This is a genomic window from Afipia massiliensis (assembly GCF_001006325.2).
GTDB lineage: Bacteria > Pseudomonadota > Alphaproteobacteria > Rhizobiales > Xanthobacteraceae > Afipia > Afipia massiliensis_A.
In genome coordinates this window covers 928,506-945,026 of the sequence record NZ_LBIA02000001.1, presented here as the reverse complement: position 1 = coordinate 945,026, position 16,521 = coordinate 928,506, and the positions used below count along the sequence as shown (strand labels likewise).

Genomic DNA, 16,521 nt, shown 5'->3' with positions numbered 1-16,521 from the left:
ACATTAGGGTTAACAGTCTATTGCTGCAGCATCCGGCTTCGCCACCCTCGACCGCGAGTCCATGCGTCATGCGTCATCCATCTCATTTCGCCCGATATCTTGGCTCTGCCGCTGCCGCAGCCATCCTCGCCGTGGGTCTCGCCGGGTGCCAGACCGCGCGTTCACCCGATGTCACCGGATCGCTGAATGCGCGTGCGGAAGCTGCGCCCGGCGGCGTGTCACGCAATGAGATCGAGGCCTTAGGCGAACGTTACCGCGCCAATCCGCGCGATGCGGCAGCCGCGCTTCAGTATGGCCAATCACTGCGCCAGAACGGCCAACGCCAGCAGGCCGCTGCGGTGCTGGAACAGGCGACCATCGCCAATCCCGGCAACAAGGTGCTGCTGGCCGCCTATGGCCGCGCGCTGGCAGACAACGGAAGCTTTCAGCTGGCGTTCGACACTCTGACGCGCGCCCATACGCCGGCAAATCCCGACTGGCGCATCCTGTCGGTGCAGGGCACCACGCTCGATCAGATGGGCAAGCATGACGAGGCCCGCCGCTACTATGCGAGCGCCCTGAAGATTGCCCCGGAAGAGCCATCGGTTCTGTCGAACCTCGGCATGTCCTATGTTTTGTCCAAGGATCTGCCGAAGGCCGAGTCCGTGCTGCGCAGAGCCTACAATCGCGGGTCAGCCGATAGCCGCGTTCGTCAGAACCTTGGTCTGGTCGTCGGCCTGCAAGGACGTTTCGCGGAAGCCGAGACCATCGTGAAGGCCGATCTGCCAGCCGACGAAGCGGAAGCGAACGTCGCTTATCTGCGGCAGATGCTCAGCCGCGACGGCCGGTCGCAAAAGACGGCTGCGGTGGAGTCCGGCAGGTCATAGCACCTATCGTCATTGCGAGCGAAGCGAAGCAATCCAGAAGCGACAGCAACGCTGGATTGCTTCGTCGCAAGTGCTCCTCGCAATGACGGCCAGACAATCACATCGAAGCTGATGCAGCGGTGCCGATCAGCCGCCGCCTCGCATCACTTCATGTATTCTGAGACCTTGATGCCGGTGGGGCCGAGAATGACAACGAACAGCACCGGCAGGAAGAACACGATCATCGGCACGGTCAGTTTCGGCGGCAGCGCGGCGGCCTTCTTCTCGGCCTCGTTCATGCGCATGTCCCGGTTTTCCTGTGCCATCACGCGCAGCGTCTGTCCGAGCGGCGTGCCGTAGCGTTCCGACTGTTGCAGGGCCAGACAGACCGATTTCACGCCTTCGGTGCCGGTTCGCTTGGCAAGGTTCTCGTAAGCCATCTTGCGGTCCTGCAGGTACGACAGCTCCGCGGTCGTCAGCGAGAATTCCTCGGCGAGGGCAATCGACTGGGTGCCGATCTCCGTGCTGACCCGGCGGAATGCCGCTTCGATCGACATGCCCGACTCGATGCAGATCAGCAGAAGGTCGAGCGCGTCCGGAAACGCGCGCCGGATCGACAGCTGGCGCTTGGTGATTGCGTTCTTCAGGAACAGCATCGGCGCCTGCATGCCAAACCATGTCGCGCCGATGCACATGCCGATCTTTATCGGGGTCGGCTGCTGCATGTTCGAGATGACGAACACATAAAGGATCGCGCCGATCAGGAACAGGATCGGCATGACGAGACGAAAGAACAGGAACGTGACATAGGGCGCCTGGCCGCGATAGCCGGCCATCACAAGCTTGTCCCGCGCTTCTTCCTGGGCCACCCACTTGCCGAGATTGAAATCCTCAACGACCCGCTGCACAAGCTGCTTCGGTGTCTGGCGCAGCGAGACCTTTTCGTTGCGATTCAGCCGTTCGCGTTCGCGCTGGCGCAGACGTTCGCGCTCGCTGGCGACTGCCTTCATGCGCTTGGCCAGTCCCTCGCCCGCGAACATCGGCGACACCACCGCGTAGGCGGCCGCCGCTGCGGCGATGGCCGACATCAGCATCGTCATGAACCGGATGTCGTGGAACTTTTCGATGAGAAGATCGACCATGGTTCCTCGTCAGAAGTCGAAGTTGATCATTTTTTTCATGACGAGGATGCCTGTCCCCATCCACAGCACGCAGCCGGCCAGCATTAGCCGTCCGGTCGGATGGGTCCACAGCAGCGAGATGTAGTCGGGCGTCATGATGTAGACCATGATCATCACGATCGGAGGAAGCGCACCGATGATGCCGGCCGAGGCCTTGGCCTCCATGGACATCGCCTGAATCTTCGCCGCCATCTTCCTGCGGTCGCGAAGCACCTTGGACAGGTTGCCGAGAGCTTCCGACAGGTTGCCGCCGGACTTGGTCTGAATCGCGATCACGATGCCGAAGAAATTGGCTTCCGGCAGCGGCATCCTGTCGTAAAGACGTTGGCACGCCTCGCCGAGTGGCATGCCGATGGTCTGGGTTTCGATGATCGCGTTGAATTCGCTGCGCAAGGGCTCGGGCGCATCCGCCGCGACAACCTTGATCGAATCGAACAGCGGCAGGCCGGCCTTGATGCCACGAACGATCACGTCGACGGCATCCGGCAGGGCATCGAGAAATTTCGCTTCGCGGCGCTTTTTGAGGAATCCAAGCACCCAGCGCGGCAATCCGAAGCCGGCGGCAAGGGCGAAACCGAGCGCCGACGGCAGGCCAGCGCCGGCGATATAAGTTGCGATCAGAGCGATCGCGCCGAGACCGGCGGAGCCGATCATGAACTGCTGCTTGGTCCAATCCATGCCCGCCTGGGCGATGCGGGTTTCGATCGAAACTTTCTTCGATGCAGCGAGCCGCTGTTCAAGCTCCTTAATGGAGTCTTCCACCTGCACGCGGCGTGTGCGCGACCGGTCGTCGATTCGCAATGAAGGTTCCGCACGTGCAAAGGATGCGCGGCGCTTCTCCGCCTGTTTCTCGCCGGAGAGCAGCGGATAGATGAAAACCCAGGCGAGACCGCCCACCGTGACGGCGGAGAGGAAGGTCAGTGCCAGCGCCTGCATGTTCATGGCGCGTTCCTATATTTCGGCGACTTCGGCCGCATCGAGCGCTGCAGCGAGCCGTTTTTCCTCGCCGTAGTAACGGGCGCGCTCCCAGAACCGTGGACGGCCGATGCCGGTCGAGCGGTGCCGGCCGACGATATTTCCGTTCAGGTCTTCGCCCATCAGGTCGTAGACGAAGATATCCTGGGTGATGATGGTGTCGCCTTCCATCCCCATCACCTCGGTGATGTGGGTGATGCGCCGCGAGCCGTCGCGCAGGCGGGCAGCCTGTACGATGACATCGATCGAGGCGCAGATCATCTCGCGAATGGTGCGCGACGGCAGCGAGTAGCCGCCCATGGTGATCATGGATTCGCAGCGGGACAGCGCTTCGCGCGGATTATTGGCGTGCAGCGTTCCCATCGAGCCGTCGTGGCCGGTGTTCATCGCCTGCAACAGGTCGAACGCTTCGGGTCCGCGGACTTCGCCGACGATGATGCGTTCCGGCCGCATACGCAGGCAGTTCTTGACCAGATCGCGCATGGTGATCTGGCCTTCGCCTTCGATATTGGGCGGGCGCGTTTCAAGACGCACGACGTGCGGCTGCTGCAGTTGAAGCTCCGCGGCGTCCTCGCAAGTGATGACGCGCTCGTCTTCGTCGATGTAGTTGGTCATGCAGTTGAGCAGCGTGGTCTTGCCCGAGCCCGTGCCGCCGGAAATCAGCACGTTGGCGCGGCAGCGCCCGATGATCTGCAGGATCTGCGCACCTTCGGGCGAGATCGCTCCGAACTTGACCAGCTGATCGAGTGTCAGCTTGTCCTTCTTGAACTTACGAATGGTGAGGGCGGGACCGTCGATCGCCAGCGGCGGCACGATCGCGTTGACGCGCGAGCCGTCGGCGAGGCGTGCGTCGCATATCGGCGAGGATTCGTCGACGCGGCGGCCAACCTGGCTGACGATGCGCTGGCAGATGTTGAGAAGCTGCTGGTTGTCGCGGAAGCGGATACCGGTCTTCTGGATCTTGCCGCCGACTTCGATAAAGACTGTGCCGGCGCCATTGACCATGATGTCGGCGATGTCGTCGCGTGCAAGCAGCGGTTCGAGCGGCCCATAGCCGAGAACGTCGTTACAGATATCGTCGAGCAGTTCTTCCTGCTCGGCGATCGACATCACGATGTTCTTGATCGCGATGATCTCGTTGACGATGTCGCGGATTTCCTCGCGCGCGGACTCGACGTCGAGCTTCGCGAGTTGGGCCAGATCGATGGCCTCGATCAGCGCCCCGAAGATCGTCGCCTTAACCTGATAATAGCTGTCCGAGCGCCGTGCTTCGATAACGGGGGCAGGCGTGGGCGGCCGCGCAGGCGCAAGCGGAGGCGACGCAACGCTCGCCATGGCCGGCCTTGCGGCGGCGGGCGCTGCCTCATGCCCACGGTCCGGGGGCTGAACCGCCCGGACGTCGGCTTCTGATCCGCTACGCTTACCAAACACGGCGATAACTCCACGCGATAGTCTATTTGGCCCGGAGTTTTCCGAGCAAAGGCCCCAGGAACGAATTGCGCGGCTTCTTGGCTTCGCCGCGGCCCGTCAGGCGCTGCGCAATCTGCAGGAACATTTCGGAAGTCCGGTGGTTGGCCGCGATTTCCGCGATCATCTGACCGTTGTTCGCTGCCGCGCCGAAAATCTGCGGCTCGAACGGAATGGTCACGATCGGCTGGCTCTCGATAGCCTTTGCGAACTCGCTGGTGTTGATTTCTGGCCGCTTCGGAACACCTGCCTGATTGATGCAGTACAGCGGCGGCCGGTCGTTGGGCCGCGCGGCTTTCAGCGCGTCGAACATGTTCTTGGTGTTGCGCAGATTGGCGAGATCTGGAGTTGCGACGATCAGGATATCGTCGGCGCCGACCAAGGCGCGCTTGGTCCATCCGGACCACTGGTGCGGAACGTCGAGCACAATGCAGGGCATCGTCGTGCGCAGCGTATCGAAAATCGAATCGAACGCCTCAGCACCGAAGTCGTACACGCGGTCGAGCGACGCCGGCGCGGCGAGCAGGCTCAGATGGTCGGTGCACTTGGACAGCAGGCGATCGACGAAGGCGGTGTCGATGCGGTCCGGAGAGAAGACTGCATCGGCGATGCCCTGCGGCGGATCCTGGTTGTAGTCGAGGCCCGCGGTTCCGAAGGCAAGATCGAGATCGGCGACGACCGAATCCAGCGCGAGATCGCGCGCGATCGCCCAGGCGACATTGTGCGCCACCGTGGACGCGCCGACGCCGCCCTTGGCGCCGACAACGGCAATGATCCGTCCCACGGCCTTGGCTTCGGGAACCGAAAACAGGCCGCAGATCGAACGAACGACGTCGAGCGGCGCGACTGGCGCGATGACGTAGTCGCTGATGCCGCGCCGCACGAGTTCACGGTACAGCACGACATCGTTGACGCGGCCGATGACGATCACGCGCGTGCCGGCGTCGCAAACCGTGGCAAGCTGGTCGAGGCCCGAAAGGATGTCGTTGCGGCCCTCGGTTTCCAGCAGGATCACGTTCGGGGTCGGCGCGGTCCTGTAAGCCTCGACGGCTGCCGCCATGCCGCCCATCTGAATCTTGAGATGGGCCTTGTCCAGCCGCCGGTCTTCGCCGGCGGACTGCACAGCCGCGGCGGTTTCAACCGTTTCGCAAAATGCCTGGACGGACACGCGCGGCGCCGGCGCGATGTGTTCCTCGGCGGCGGAAGAGCCGGTCCCGTCTTCCTGGTCTTGGCGCGCGTAACTAATCATTTGCCCACATTGCTGATTTGGTTTTTCTCTGGATCAGGATAGTTCGTGGCAGTGCTTTCGCCCTTGCGGTACTTGTCCAACACAACTGTCCGTCGGCCGGTGTAGGCAGCGGTCTCTGAGCGCGGCTGCACCAGATCCGATGGATTGGCGACCATGGCTGCGAGATTGCGCTGCGAGGCGCAGCCGAAATTGTGGTACGGGCGATTTTCGAGATAGCCCTTGTTCTTGATCGACGGGCCGAGGTCTTCCGGCCACGTGCCGCACGGACCGGCATCCGCCGTGATCCGCGGATAGTTGACGCGGATGGTCGCAAACAGCCGGGGATCGGTCGGGCGATAGTTCCTGACGGTGATGCCGCGCGGCGGCACGCCGGACGCAGCCAGGATAGCCTTGATCTCGCGCAGTGAATCGGCGGCAACACGGGCATTCGGCGTGTTCACCGGCATGTCGATGATGATCCCGCCGGTGCCTTCGCGCAGCCAGGTTTCCGCAAGGCCCGCGATGTCCGAGCGCTGTATCGAGGTAAGTCCGCCGCGTCCGTGGCCGACGAAGACCTCCGTCGCGCGATTGGCTTCCTGAATCACGATTGGATGGCGTTGGCGATAGTCGTTCGGAACGCTGCCGGTCACAGTGTCCTGGCTCGTATGCGTGCAGGCTCCCAAAGCAGCGGACGCCCCGAGGAGGGCGGCTGCGATCCGCAGGCTGCGTTTGAGATCGGGTACTCGCTTTGTCATCGATACTGTCCTTGTCCGATCTCAGTCGGTGATGAAGCCGTAAGAGCCGCGGTATTTGCGGGCCGGTTCAACGCGGCCGGGAACGCCGTAGATGCGGTTGATGGTGCCCAGCAGATCGGCCTGCGGATCAGACGAGTCGGCAAATCCGTCGTCCGGCCGCGAGAGATCCTTCTGCGCGACAGCGCGAACCACGTAAGGGGTCACCAGCACCATCAGCTCGGTATTGTTGTTGACGAAATCGCGGCTGCGAAACAGCGTTCCCAGCACGGGCAACTGGGACATTCCGGGCAGACCGCTGATCGCCTGCTTGGTCTGTTCCTTGATAAGACCGGCCATCACCATCGAGCCGCCTGACGGAATCTCGAGTGTCGTGTCGGCGCGGTTGACCTTGATCGCCGGGACCGTTGTGCCGCTAATGGACACCGAATTTTCCTGCGACAGTTCGGATACTTCGGTGCTTACGCGCAGGCTGATGCGGCCTTCGCTCATAACGACCGGAATGAAGCCGAGCGAGATACCGAATTTCTTGAAGATAATCTGCGTCGTACAAATGCGCGTAACGGGATCGCACGAATTGCCGCCTGGCACGGGGAATTCGCCGCCGGCGAGGAAGTTGGCGGATTCGCCCGAGATCGCGGTCAGGCTAGGCTCGGCAAGAGTCCGGATGACACCGGCGTTTTCCATCGCGCGCAAGGTCGCCTGCACCGACGGAACGACACTGCCCGTGGAGGTTATGGTCTTGCCAAAGCCGCCGACCGCGGTGTTGCCATCGACAAGAGGACGGCCAAATGCCGTGAACGGGTTTGCATTGTTGAAGTTCACGACCGCCGTGCCGTAATTCATCGACGCGGAAAGATCGACACCGAGCTGTTTGACGATGTTTCGCTGCACTTCCGCGACGGTGACCTTGAGCATGACCTGATCGCGGTCGCGCACCGTGATGCTGTTGACGACCTTGTCCGCGCTGCCGGCAAGGCGAGCGGCAAGATCGGCGGCCTGTTGTGCCTCGAGGGGATTGGCAGCCGAGCCCGACAGCACGACGCCGTCGCCGACGCCTTCGATCCGGATGTCGGACCGCGGGAACGATTGTTTCAGCGCGGCGCGGACACCGTTGAGATCGCGCGTAACCGCAATATCGTAAGCGGCGATCTGCTGGCCCGCCGTGTCGAAGAAGATGATGTTGGTCTGACCGACCGCGGCGCCGATGATGTAGGCGCGCTGGGCCGAACGCACGACGGCGTTGGCAATCTTCGGGTCCGCGACGAGGACGTCCTTGACGTCGCGCGGCAGGTCGATCACGACGGATTTTCCGATGCCAAGCGGCAGGAAGCGGGCGTTCAACTGGCCGCCTGCTGAAGCCGCCGCCGCTGACACGCGGTAGTCGCTCGCGATCGCCGGCGACAGAACCGGGTTCAGCGTCAGCGCGGAGACCGCGGCAAACGACAGGGCACGCACCAAGAAGGTCCGCACAGGTGCCTGATGTCCCTCTCGCCTCATCTTCCCAGTCCCCTCGACCACTTTTGTGTCGTCATAGTTGTTGAGATGCCGTAGCGAACCGCGTTGATGCTGCCGCGCTTGCCGGCTTCGGCGATGGTGGCAGGATGAAGCCGCCCGCGGCGCGGTCGTTCTTGTGGATGAAGCTCGAACTGGCTGTGGACGAGGGCCGGAACTGCCACCGGTGCAGCAGTGTCGCCGGCGCAGACAGCAATAGTCAGGTCGATCCGCGCGGTATTCATACGCCTTCACTTTCCACATCACGCCGCGACGGACCCGTCGCCGTGGTGGGATTTGACCAGCTAAACGTCAAAGCATGGTTAATGAGGCGTATCTAAATCGCGTTAATGAGAAGTTGCGATCGTAGTCGCGCGCGTTCAGTGGCCGACGAAGCGGGTGAGATCCACGGCCTTCATCCATTCGGTTTCCGGATAGATCATCAGCGCACCGAGAGCGAGTGCGATGCCGTAGGGAATGCCGCTGTCCTTGCGGTGGAGCCGCTGCAGCCATTCCTGCGACACCAGCGAATAGGGCAACGGCCACTGTCGGAACTGGAGTACCAGAAGCGTCAATGCGCCACCGAACAGCGACGCATAGATCAGATAGTCGGCAAGCGGCGGAAAACCGAACCAGAGCCCGGCGGCCGCCGCGATTTTGGCATCGCCGCCGCCCATCCATCCAAAGGCGAAGCAGGCAAAGGCGATCACGAGCACCGTCAGGCCGGCCCCGACGTGCATGGCAATCTCGGACAGCGGCATGCCGCTGAAGCCCGCAAGGAGGAAGAAACCCGCCACCATGAGCAGCGAGACGCGGTTGGGGATCGTCATCGTGAAGAGATCGCTCGCCGCGGCGAAGGCCATCAATGCGGGAAACAGGAAAACGCGCGCGAGGTCGAGGATCATGGGTTTGCCGGGGTCTGTCGAAAATGAGCCGCGGGAACTCGGTCCGAATGAGCGACGCGGCAGGCTAACCGGCAGAAATGAACAATCTTAGAACGGGCGCTACCAGATGCTGGCGATCCGGAACAGCGCTGCGAGCAAGGCCAGGACGAGCGCCGCGCAGACGAGCCGGGCAGGTTCATCGCCGGACAGCGGGACGAAGATGTGCCTGGAGCGTTTCTCGGTCGGAGACGGTTTCATGGACGCTTTGCGGGTTGGCGATTGGTCAGGACGCAAAAAAGGCTCCGGTTTCCCGAAGCCTTTGTTTCTCGGCGAAACAGCGATCGCTTACTTGATCGACGTGTTGATGTTGCCGAATTTGGTGTTCAAGGTCGTGCCGAGACCGTTCACGGCAGCAATGATCGCCAGCGAAATGCCGGCGGCGATCAGGCCGTACTCGATCGCGGTGGCGCCGGATTCGTCCTTGACGAAGCGAGCAACGAGCTTGGTCATCTGTAACTCCATTTGTACACGTGGCTGTAGAACTCTGGCCGTTGCGGGGGCGGAAACCACCGTGACCATGGCGTGAACCTACGTGGGAGGAATTGCAGCGCAGTTAATTCGATTGCTGAAATACCGGGGTATCAGCCTCTTCTTGCTGACGGTAAATGCTGCTTTAACGGCCTCGCGTGAATGGGGCAGTCGCGCAGATGAGGCTCCGGTTTCCCGAAGCCTCTGGTTCTCAGACCGTTTGCTTAGTTGATCGACGTGTTGATGTTGCCGAACTTGGTATTGAGGGTGGTGCCGAGGCCGTTCACGGCGGCAATAATCGCCAGCGAAATGCCGGCAGCAATCAGGCCGTACTCGATTGCAGTCGCGCCGGACTCATTCTTCAGGAAGCGGGTAACGAGGGTGATCATTGTTGTCTCCGTTTGCACACGTGGCTGTGGAACTCTGGGTCTTTCGCGGGGCGGAACCGCCGTTCCCGAATTGGAACCTAAACGCGTATACAATTGCAGGTCGTTAATTTGACCGACGAAAACCGGGGGTATTTTCCGGTACTGGCCGGGCGGTAAGTTCCCGCCTAACGAGATACCGCAAATTGTGTGGAACTCTGGCCATCACGCTGGGCTGTTGCTCTGTCTGACCGGGCTACGGGCGGCCTGTTTGCAGTTCATTCATCAATTAACGTCAGATTTGCCATGTCGGGCCGGTGTATGCGGCGCCGAGTTTGTGTTGCGTATGAGAGTAAATTTATGAACAGGGCGCGAATTGTCGTATTGGCGATCGCTGTCGCAGCGGGCGGCGTTGCCGCCTACCTGGCCAGTGGTTCGGATTTGGCGCCGCCAACTGCGCCGGTTGTCCAGATGGAGACCACCGACGTTCTGGTTGCCCGGAGCGATATCGGCCTCGGTCAGCAAATCACGGCGGATGACTTGCAGTGGCAATCCTGGCCTGCGAGCACGGCGAGTTCCAGTTTCATCCGCCGCAGCGATCGCGCCGATGCGACGACCCAACTTGTAGGCTCGATCGCGCGCTCGCCGATGCTGACCGGAGAACCGATCCGCGACACAAAGCTGGTCAAGAGCAACGGGTCCGGCTTCATGGCCGCGATCCTGCCGCGCGGAATGCGCGCGGTTTCGACTGAAATCTCACCGGAAACCGGTGCGGGCGGCTTTATCCTGCCCAATGACAGGGTCGATGTCATTCTCTCGCGCCGCCGAAAAAACCCCGATGGCGCAGGAGCGGACATTGTCAATTCGACGGCCATCCTGAGCGACGTGCGCGTTCTGGCGATTGATCAAACCGTCGAGGAAAAGGGCGGCCAGAAAGTTGTCGTGGGCAAGACGGCAACGCTCGAGCTGAAACCTAGGGAGACGGAAGCGTTGGCGCAGGCCCGCCAGAGCGGGACGCTGTCGCTTGCCCTCCGCAGCCTTGTGGACGCTCGTCCCGGTGCGAAGTCGGCCAAGGATGACGAGGCCGACAACGTCGTGACCATCTACCGTGGAACCAATCGCGATACGGTCAGCTGTTCGCCGGGTTGTGAATGATCGCGATGGCGCGGATGCGATCTCAGGCCGTCTCCCAGACTCGATTCGGTTAACAACCGGTTAATCCTGCGCCGCGGGTTGTTCCGAACCGGCGCAAGCATTCAACAATCTCTGTCGTCTATTCTGGGCGGTAGTTACTTCCGCTGCCTTCCGAGGATAGCTCGATGCGTCCCCCCGCGACGTCCCTGAACGCGCTCAACAAAGCCTTGCGCCGCTTCCGCCGTAACCGGCGAGGGTCCGCGGCCGTCGAGTTCGCGTTCATCGCTCCGCTTTTCTTCGCCCTGCTGTTTGCAATCATGGAAACGGCACTGATGTTTTTCGCGTCCCAGATCCTGGAGACGGGCACGCACGATTCTGCGCGATTATTGCTGACGCATCAGGCGCAGGACGCAAAGATGACGCAGGCGCAGTTCAGTGCGGATCTCTGCAATCGCGTCAAGTTTCTGTTCACATGCGACGATAGCCTCGCAAGTCCGCTCATTATCAGTGTGAAAGCCTATGCGCCTGGTGTTGCGATTCCGGCGGCGGACCTGGCCCCCCCGATCGTGGCGGGCTCTCTGACGGCGACACCGGCGTACCAGCTTTCGAAACCCGGCGACACCGTGCTTGTGCGCGCGTTCTATAAGTGGCCGCTGTTCGTGACAGGACTGGGTTACGACATCGCGAATCTCGTCAGCGGTTCGACCAAAATGCGGCTAGTGGCGGCAACCGCGGCGTTCCGCGTCGAACCTTGATGGATGTAAGATCATGAGGATGATTCCACAGTTCGGAAATGCGCGCCGGAGCCGTCGGCTGCTCGCTCGGTTCGGCAGGGACAAGCGGGGCGTCGCCGCGGTTGAATTCGCGTTCATCGCGCCGCTGATGGTGCTGCTTCTGTTCGGAATGATCGACACGGCGAGCGGTGTCTCCATCGACCGCAAGGTGACGCTGACTGCGCGGACGTTGTCCGACCTTGTCTCGCAAGGCGCACAAGTGTCATCCACGGACATCTCGAATTTTTTCAAGATGGGCGGCGCCATCATGACGCCTTACGCCGTGACCGCGGCGAACCTGGAGCAGAGGATTACCCAAGTCACGATCGACGCAACGAAGAAGGTGAAGGTTGTCTGGAGCTACAACGGCACTGTCAGCGGCGGCTCGGTCACGCTCACGACGGGACATGCCAAGGATACGGTCATCACGACGATCCCGGAGAAACTCCTTGTCCCAAACACGCATCTGATCTGGAGTGAGGTGAAGTATACCTTCACGCCGATCACCGGTTACGTGATCAAGACCACCGTTCCACTGACCGAGGAGTTTTTCACGCGGCCCCGCCAGTCCAACACGGTCGACTACACCAGTTGATTGCGGGATCCTCCGCAACGTCGCGCAACACAAGACGCGCGCCGCAAGACGCCTGCAAACTGCATCCACAAAAAAGGCCGTGCGATCCGCACGGCCTTTCGATGTTTTGTTCTCGGTGTTTGAAATTCTTTGCAGCGTGAGCTGCGAAAATTTCAGTTAGCCGGCAGCGCGAAGATTGTCGGCCGACGACTTGCCCGAACGGCGATCGGCGACGATTTCGTAGCTGATCTTCTGGCCTTCGCGCAGCGTTCCGAGACCAGCGCGCTCGACGGCGCTGATGTGAACGAATACGTCGTTGCCGCCATCGTCAGGCTGAATGAAACCGTAACCCTTAGTCGCGTTGAACCACTTCACTGTTCCCATGCTCACGCAGGTAGTCCTTCTCAAGATAGATATAGTCAAAGCCCACGTCTAAATGGGCTGGTGAGATCGAAATTTGGATGAGGTCGTCAGCGTCTAAACCGGCTGTACCGGTGGATAGCTATGTCGTCCGGCCGAAGATCGATCTCTCAATATTACGTGAAAATGGGCCCCAAAACAATCCTGACGGGTGCGGATTTTTGATGCCCGCCCAGCGTGCTCCGGGAGCTTTGGATCGCGCATGACGCGTGCCGTGCGCGATCCGTAGAGATGCGGGGAAGAGCCCCGTTTACCTGCGGCGAAACTGTCCGCGCGGCGGGGTGCCGCGGGGAGGGCCGCTGCCGGCGCGCTCGTCCTTGTGCCGGAAAATCAGGCGGCCCTTTTCGAGATCGTAAGGCGACATTTCGATGGTCACCCGGTCGCCCGCCAGTGTCTTGATGCGGTTCTTCTTCATCTTCCCGGCGGTATAGGCGACGATCTCGTGTCCGGCATCGAGCTGGACGCGATACCGCGCATCGGGAAGAATTTCGGTCACCAGTCCTTCGAACTGGATCAGCTCTTCTTTGGCCATAGGGGTCTCCAAGTCCTCTAATTAGGTGTCCAATAATCCGGTTACGAGCGCTGCGGGCGCTGGTCGCGCCTCGGTTGGTTCTGCGCCGGGCGGCTTTCACGGTGCAGGAAAGCTACCCCCTGAATACCCTCACCCTTGGCATTTTGCGATGGCCGAGATTGTTCATGACGGCCAGCTTCGTGCCGGTCGGACTGCGGCATACCTCCGCCGGGACGGCGGCGGCGGCGCGGACCCTTCGATCCGGGAGCGGCATCGTTGGAACGCGGGTTATGCCCATGCGATCCGGAGCGAGCCGGACGATGTTGCGAGGGAGCGGCTGCGGCCGGGCGCTGCTGATGTCCCGGCGTGCGGCGATCTTCCTTCGGCAGGGTGACGCGGATCAGTTTTTCGATGTCGCGCAGGTAACCAAGCTCCTCGCCGCCGGCCACCAGCGAGATTGCGGTGCCGTCCGCGCCGGCGCGCGCGGTGCGGCCGATGCGGTGAACATATGTTTCCGGCACGTTGGTCAGGTCGAAGTTGATGACATGGCTGATGCCGTCGACGTCGATGCCGCGGGCGGCAATATCGGTGGCGACCAGCGTGCGGATGTCGCCGGTGCGGAACGCCGCCAGCACACGCTCGCGGTGGTTCTGGGACTTGTTGCCGTGAATGGCTTCGGCGGGAATGCCCGCCTTGACCAGACCTTTCACGACCTTGTCGGCGCCGTGCTTGGTGCGGGTGAACACCAGTGCGCGGTTGACCTGCTCGGTCTTGAGAATCTGCGCCAGAATGGCGGGCTTTGCAGAGTGGTCGACCTGCAGGATCTTTTGCGTGATGCGCTCCACCGTGGACGCCACCGGCGTCACGGCGACGCGCGCCGGATTCTGCAGCATCTGCTCGGCGAGGTCGGCGATGTCCTTCGGCATGGTGGCCGAGAAGAACAGGGTCTGGCGCTTGGCCGGCAGCTTGGCGACGATTTTGCGGATGTCGTTGATGAAGCCCATGTCGAGCATGCGGTCGGCTTCGTCGAGCACGAGAAACTCGACCTGCCCGAGTTTCAGGGCGTTGCCCTGGACCATGTCGAGCAAACGGCCCGGTGTTGCCACCAGCACATCCACGCCCTGCATGAGCGAGCGGACCTGGCGGCCCATCGGAACGCCGCCGATCGTCAGCGCCGAGGTCAGCTTTATGTGCCGGCCGTAAGCGTTGAAGCTCTCGAGGATCTGGCCCGACAGTTCGCGGGTCGGGCTCAGCACCAGTACGCGGCAGGTTTTCGGCTGCGGCTTGATGCGGTTTTCCAGCAGGCGATGCAGGATCGGCAGCGCGAACGACGCGGTCTTGCCGGTGCCGGTTTGCGCAATGCCGATCACGTCGCGGCCGGTGATCGCGATGGGAATGGTTTGAGCCTGGATGGGGGTGGGCGTGACGTAATTTTCTTCTTTAAGGGCACGCGAGATTGGATCGGCGAGGCCGAAATCCTGGAAGGAGGTCAAAAGGGTATCTTTCTATGAGTCGCAACGCGCGCCCGGCGGAATGCCAGGTGCGGGCGGGTGTCGGAGACACCCGCGTGTCTGGGGCGTCGGTTTTGGTTAGCTGAAGGGGCAAGCCAGAAACCGTTTGACGGGATCAGTACACGCGGCTCGCAAAGACCCGATGATTCTCAAGGTCGTGCGCTCCATATGGAACAGGAACACGGCGCTTTCAAGGTAAAATCGCTCCAATCAGCCTCGGGCAGGCGCGAGACCCGCCATTAGACTAACCTTTCTGCCCTCAAAAGCCTGCTTCAATTTTAGACAAGGCGAATTTTCTGATCATTTATTATGCAAATGCCGAAGAGGACGTCAGCTTGGCTGCTTACAATCGAGGCAACCAAAACGCACTTTGCACGCCACATCAATTTTATCATTTAATATCAGTTAGTTATAGAAATCTACGCCATGGCATAGTTCTTGCGATTCCCTTAACGCCGGCGGCCGGTGAGCCGTCGCACAGCGTTTCACGTCTGCGTCAGGGAGATGACATCGCATGACTACGCATTTCAACAGCGCTGCAGTTGCACCGTTCAGCCGCCGTAAATGGTTGGCCGCAACTGCGGGTCTTTTTTTGGGTCTCGCCACGGTTGGCGGAGCAAAGGCGCAGGAGACCATCAAGGTCGGCGTCCTTCATTCGCTTTCCGGAACCATGGCCATCAGCGAAACCACGCTGAAGGATACGGTGCTGTTCCTTATCGATGAACAGAACAAGAAGGGCGGCGTTCTCGGCAAGAAGCTCGAGGCCGTCGTGGTCGACCCGGCTTCGAACTGGCCGCTGTTCGCGGAAAAGGCCCGCGAACTGATCACCAAGGACAAGGTGTCCGTGGTGTTCGGCTGCTGGACCTCGGTGTCGCGCAAGTCCGTGCTGCCGGTGTTCAAGGAACTGAACTCGATCCTGTTCTATCCGGTCCAGTACGAGGGTGAAGAGAGTGAGCGCAACGTGTTCTACACCGGTGCCGCGCCGAACCAGCAGGCGATCCCTGCGGTCGACTATCTCGCCAAGGAAGAGAAGGTGCAGCGCTGGGTTCTGGCCGGCACCGACTACGTCTATCCGCGCACCACCAACAAGATCCTTGAAGCCTATCTGAAGTCGAAGGGCGTCAAGGCCGAAGACATCATGATCAACTACACACCGTTTGGTCATTCCGACTGGCAGACCATCGTAGCCGACATCAAGAAGTTCGGCTCGGCCGGCAAGAAGACGGCGGTGGTTTCGACCATCAACGGCGACGCCAACGTTCCGTTCTATAAGGAGCTCGGCAATCAGGGCATCAAGGCAACCGACATTCCGGTCGTTGCGTTCTCGGTCGGTGAAGAAGAACTCGCCGGCATCGACACCAAGCCGCTGCTCGGCCATCTCGCCGCCTGGAATTACTTCCAGTCGATCAAGACGCCCGAGAACGACGCTTTCATCAAGTCGTGGCAGGCCTACACCAAGAATCCGAAGCGCGTGACCAACGATCCGATGGAAGCGCACGTGATCGGCTTCGACATGTGGGTGAAGGCGGTCGAGAAGGCTGGCGCGGTTGACGCCGACAAGGTGATCGACGCCCTTCCGGGCATCAAGGCGAAGAACCTGACCGGCGGCGTTTCGGAAATGCTTCCGAACCATCACATCACCAAGCCTGTGTTCATCGGCGAAATCAAAGGCGATGGCCAGTTCGACGTGGTGTGGAAGACGCCCGGCCTTGTCGCAGGCGACGCCTGGTCGAAGGAGCTTGATGGCTCCAAGGACCTGATCGGCGACTGGGTCGGCAAGAAGTGCGGCAACTTCAACACCAAGACCAACAAGTGCGGTGGTCAGGGGTCCTGAGCAACGTCACGCGGCGTGGTGTTTTGAAAAGCATCGCGCTCTGAC

General features: G+C 61.2%; 19 protein-coding genes. 5 read left to right on the top strand and 14 right to left on the bottom strand.

What is annotated here, in order from left to right; translation table 11 throughout:
- The first annotated feature begins 68 nt into the window (after positions 1 to 68).
- On the top strand, positions 69 to 866 hold the full coding sequence (locus YH63_RS04435; protein WP_046828654.1) for a tetratricopeptide repeat protein: 798 nt from the start codon (positions 69 to 71) through the stop codon (positions 864 to 866).
- A gap of 143 nt (positions 867 to 1,009) precedes the next feature.
- On the opposite strand, the gene YH63_RS04430 is transcribed toward YH63_RS04435, so the two are convergent.
- The 11 genes from YH63_RS04430 to YH63_RS04385 all read right to left on the bottom strand — a co-directional run bounded on the left by YH63_RS04430 (position 1,010) and on the right by YH63_RS04385 (position 9,743).
- Positions 1,010 to 1,987 (bottom strand): type II secretion system F family protein, encoded by a 978-nt coding sequence (locus YH63_RS04430; RefSeq protein WP_046828655.1) that lies wholly within the window; start codon positions 1,985 to 1,987, stop codon positions 1,010 to 1,012.
- A gap of 9 nt (positions 1,988 to 1,996) precedes the next feature.
- Positions 1,997 to 2,968, bottom strand: a complete 972-nt coding sequence (locus tag YH63_RS04425) for a type II secretion system F family protein (RefSeq protein WP_046828656.1) — start codon at positions 2,966 to 2,968, stop codon at positions 1,997 to 1,999.
- A gap of 9 nt (positions 2,969 to 2,977) precedes the next feature.
- On the bottom strand, positions 2,978 to 4,432 hold the full coding sequence (locus tag YH63_RS04420; protein WP_046828657.1) for a CpaF family protein: 1,455 nt from the start codon (positions 4,430 to 4,432) through the stop codon (positions 2,978 to 2,980).
- Positions 4,433 to 4,454: 22 nt separating this feature from the next.
- Positions 4,455 to 5,717 (bottom strand): AAA family ATPase, encoded by a 1,263-nt coding sequence (locus YH63_RS04415; protein WP_046828658.1) that lies wholly within the window; start codon positions 5,715 to 5,717, stop codon positions 4,455 to 4,457.
- Complete coding sequence (locus YH63_RS04410; RefSeq protein ID WP_046828659.1) at positions 5,714 to 6,451, bottom strand: CpaD family pilus assembly protein; 738 nt, start codon at positions 6,449 to 6,451, stop codon at positions 5,714 to 5,716. Before YH63_RS04410 ends, YH63_RS04415 begins: the two co-directional genes overlap by 4 nt.
- A gap of 21 nt (positions 6,452 to 6,472) precedes the next feature.
- Complete coding sequence (locus YH63_RS04405) at positions 6,473 to 7,948, bottom strand: type II and III secretion system protein family protein (RefSeq protein ID WP_170978661.1); 1,476 nt, start codon at positions 7,946 to 7,948, stop codon at positions 6,473 to 6,475.
- A complete protein-coding gene (locus YH63_RS04400; protein ID WP_137325111.1) occupies positions 7,945 to 8,187 on the bottom strand; it encodes a hypothetical protein in 243 nt (80 codons plus the stop codon). Before YH63_RS04400 ends, YH63_RS04405 begins: the two co-directional genes overlap by 4 nt.
- Positions 8,188 to 8,322: 135 nt before the next feature.
- Positions 8,323 to 8,847: an A24 family peptidase gene (locus tag YH63_RS04395; RefSeq protein WP_046828661.1), complete on the bottom strand. Its 525-nt coding sequence runs from the start codon at positions 8,845 to 8,847 to the stop codon at positions 8,323 to 8,325.
- Between the two features lie 99 nt (positions 8,848 to 8,946).
- On the bottom strand, positions 8,947 to 9,084 hold the full coding sequence (locus tag YH63_RS21575) for a hypothetical protein (protein ID WP_170978660.1): 138 nt from the start codon (positions 9,082 to 9,084) through the stop codon (positions 8,947 to 8,949).
- An 87-nt stretch (positions 9,085 to 9,171) separates the two neighbouring features.
- Complete coding sequence (locus tag YH63_RS04390; protein ID WP_083992638.1) at positions 9,172 to 9,336, bottom strand: Flp family type IVb pilin; 165 nt, start codon at positions 9,334 to 9,336, stop codon at positions 9,172 to 9,174.
- Positions 9,337 to 9,578: 242 nt separating this feature from the next.
- Positions 9,579 to 9,743: a Flp family type IVb pilin gene (locus YH63_RS04385; RefSeq protein ID WP_083992639.1), complete on the bottom strand. Its 165-nt coding sequence runs from the start codon at positions 9,741 to 9,743 to the stop codon at positions 9,579 to 9,581.
- A gap of 336 nt (positions 9,744 to 10,079) precedes the next feature.
- Here YH63_RS04385 and cpaB point away from each other — a divergent pair, with 336 nt between their 5' ends.
- From cpaB to YH63_RS04370, 3 genes are all read left to right on the top strand, one after another.
- Positions 10,080 to 10,874 (top strand): Flp pilus assembly protein CpaB, encoded by a 795-nt coding sequence (cpaB, locus tag YH63_RS04380; RefSeq protein WP_046828662.1) that lies wholly within the window; start codon positions 10,080 to 10,082, stop codon positions 10,872 to 10,874.
- A gap of 164 nt (positions 10,875 to 11,038) precedes the next feature.
- On the top strand, positions 11,039 to 11,608 hold the full coding sequence (locus tag YH63_RS04375; RefSeq protein WP_046828663.1) for a TadE/TadG family type IV pilus assembly protein: 570 nt from the start codon (positions 11,039 to 11,041) through the stop codon (positions 11,606 to 11,608).
- A 13-nt stretch (positions 11,609 to 11,621) separates the two neighbouring features.
- Positions 11,622 to 12,221 (top strand): TadE/TadG family type IV pilus assembly protein, encoded by a 600-nt coding sequence (locus YH63_RS04370; protein ID WP_046828664.1) that lies wholly within the window; start codon positions 11,622 to 11,624, stop codon positions 12,219 to 12,221.
- Between the two features lie 156 nt (positions 12,222 to 12,377).
- Here the strand turns inward: YH63_RS04370 and YH63_RS04365 are convergent, their stop codons facing one another.
- The 3 genes from YH63_RS04365 to YH63_RS04355 form a co-directional block, all read right to left on the bottom strand.
- Complete coding sequence (locus YH63_RS04365; RefSeq protein WP_002714433.1) at positions 12,378 to 12,590, bottom strand: cold-shock protein; 213 nt, start codon at positions 12,588 to 12,590, stop codon at positions 12,378 to 12,380.
- Between the two features lie 280 nt (positions 12,591 to 12,870).
- Complete coding sequence (gene infA / locus YH63_RS04360; RefSeq protein WP_019199878.1) at positions 12,871 to 13,152, bottom strand: translation initiation factor IF-1; 282 nt, start codon at positions 13,150 to 13,152, stop codon at positions 12,871 to 12,873.
- A gap of 41 nt (positions 13,153 to 13,193) precedes the next feature.
- On the bottom strand, positions 13,194 to 14,624 hold the full coding sequence (locus YH63_RS04355) for a DEAD/DEAH box helicase (protein ID WP_046828665.1): 1,431 nt from the start codon (positions 14,622 to 14,624) through the stop codon (positions 13,194 to 13,196).
- A gap of 532 nt (positions 14,625 to 15,156) precedes the next feature.
- On the opposite strand from YH63_RS04355, the gene urtA reads away from it, so the two are divergent.
- Positions 15,157 to 16,476, top strand: coding sequence for an urea ABC transporter substrate-binding protein (gene urtA, locus YH63_RS04350; RefSeq protein ID WP_046828666.1), 1,320 nt, complete (start codon positions 15,157 to 15,159; stop codon positions 16,474 to 16,476).
- Positions 16,477 to 16,521 lie beyond the last annotated feature (45 nt).

What these genes read in the sequence shown, in the direction of transcription:
- YH63_RS04435 (WP_046828654.1), top strand. Translation starts at nt 69, where the DNA reads ATGCGTCATCCATCTCATTTCGCCCGATATCTTGGCTCTGCCGCTGCC.
- YH63_RS04430 (WP_046828655.1), bottom strand. Translation starts at nt 1,987, where the DNA reads ATGGTCGATCTTCTCATCGAAAAGTTCCACGACATCCGGTTCATGACG.
- YH63_RS04425 (WP_046828656.1), bottom strand. Translation starts at nt 2,968, where the DNA reads ATGAACATGCAGGCGCTGGCACTGACCTTCCTCTCCGCCGTCACGGTG.
- YH63_RS04415 (WP_046828658.1), bottom strand. Translation starts at nt 5,717, where the DNA reads ATGATTAGTTACGCGCGCCAAGACCAGGAAGACGGGACCGGCTCTTCC.
- YH63_RS04410 (WP_046828659.1), bottom strand. Translation starts at nt 6,451, where the DNA reads ATGACAAAGCGAGTACCCGATCTCAAACGCAGCCTGCGGATCGCAGCC.
- YH63_RS04405 (WP_170978661.1), bottom strand. Translation starts at nt 7,948, where the DNA reads ATGAGGCGAGAGGGACATCAGGCACCTGTGCGGACCTTCTTGGTGCGT.
- YH63_RS04400 (WP_137325111.1), bottom strand. Translation starts at nt 8,187, where the DNA reads ATGAATACCGCGCGGATCGACCTGACTATTGCTGTCTGCGCCGGCGAC.
- YH63_RS04395 (WP_046828661.1), bottom strand. Translation starts at nt 8,847, where the DNA reads ATGATCCTCGACCTCGCGCGCGTTTTCCTGTTTCCCGCATTGATGGCC.
- YH63_RS21575 (WP_170978660.1), bottom strand. Translation starts at nt 9,084, where the DNA reads ATGAAACCGTCTCCGACCGAGAAACGCTCCAGGCACATCTTCGTCCCG.
- YH63_RS04390 (WP_083992638.1), bottom strand. Translation starts at nt 9,336, where the DNA reads ATGACCAAGCTCGTTGCTCGCTTCGTCAAGGACGAATCCGGCGCCACC.
- YH63_RS04385 (WP_083992639.1), bottom strand. Translation starts at nt 9,743, where the DNA reads ATGATCACCCTCGTTACCCGCTTCCTGAAGAATGAGTCCGGCGCGACT.
- cpaB (WP_046828662.1), top strand. Translation starts at nt 10,080, where the DNA reads ATGAACAGGGCGCGAATTGTCGTATTGGCGATCGCTGTCGCAGCGGGC.
- YH63_RS04375 (WP_046828663.1), top strand. Translation starts at nt 11,039, where the DNA reads ATGCGTCCCCCCGCGACGTCCCTGAACGCGCTCAACAAAGCCTTGCGC.
- YH63_RS04370 (WP_046828664.1), top strand. Translation starts at nt 11,622, where the DNA reads ATGAGGATGATTCCACAGTTCGGAAATGCGCGCCGGAGCCGTCGGCTG.
- infA (WP_019199878.1), bottom strand. Translation starts at nt 13,152, where the DNA reads ATGGCCAAAGAAGAGCTGATCCAGTTCGAAGGACTGGTGACCGAAATT.
- urtA (WP_046828666.1), top strand. Translation starts at nt 15,157, where the DNA reads ATGACTACGCATTTCAACAGCGCTGCAGTTGCACCGTTCAGCCGCCGT.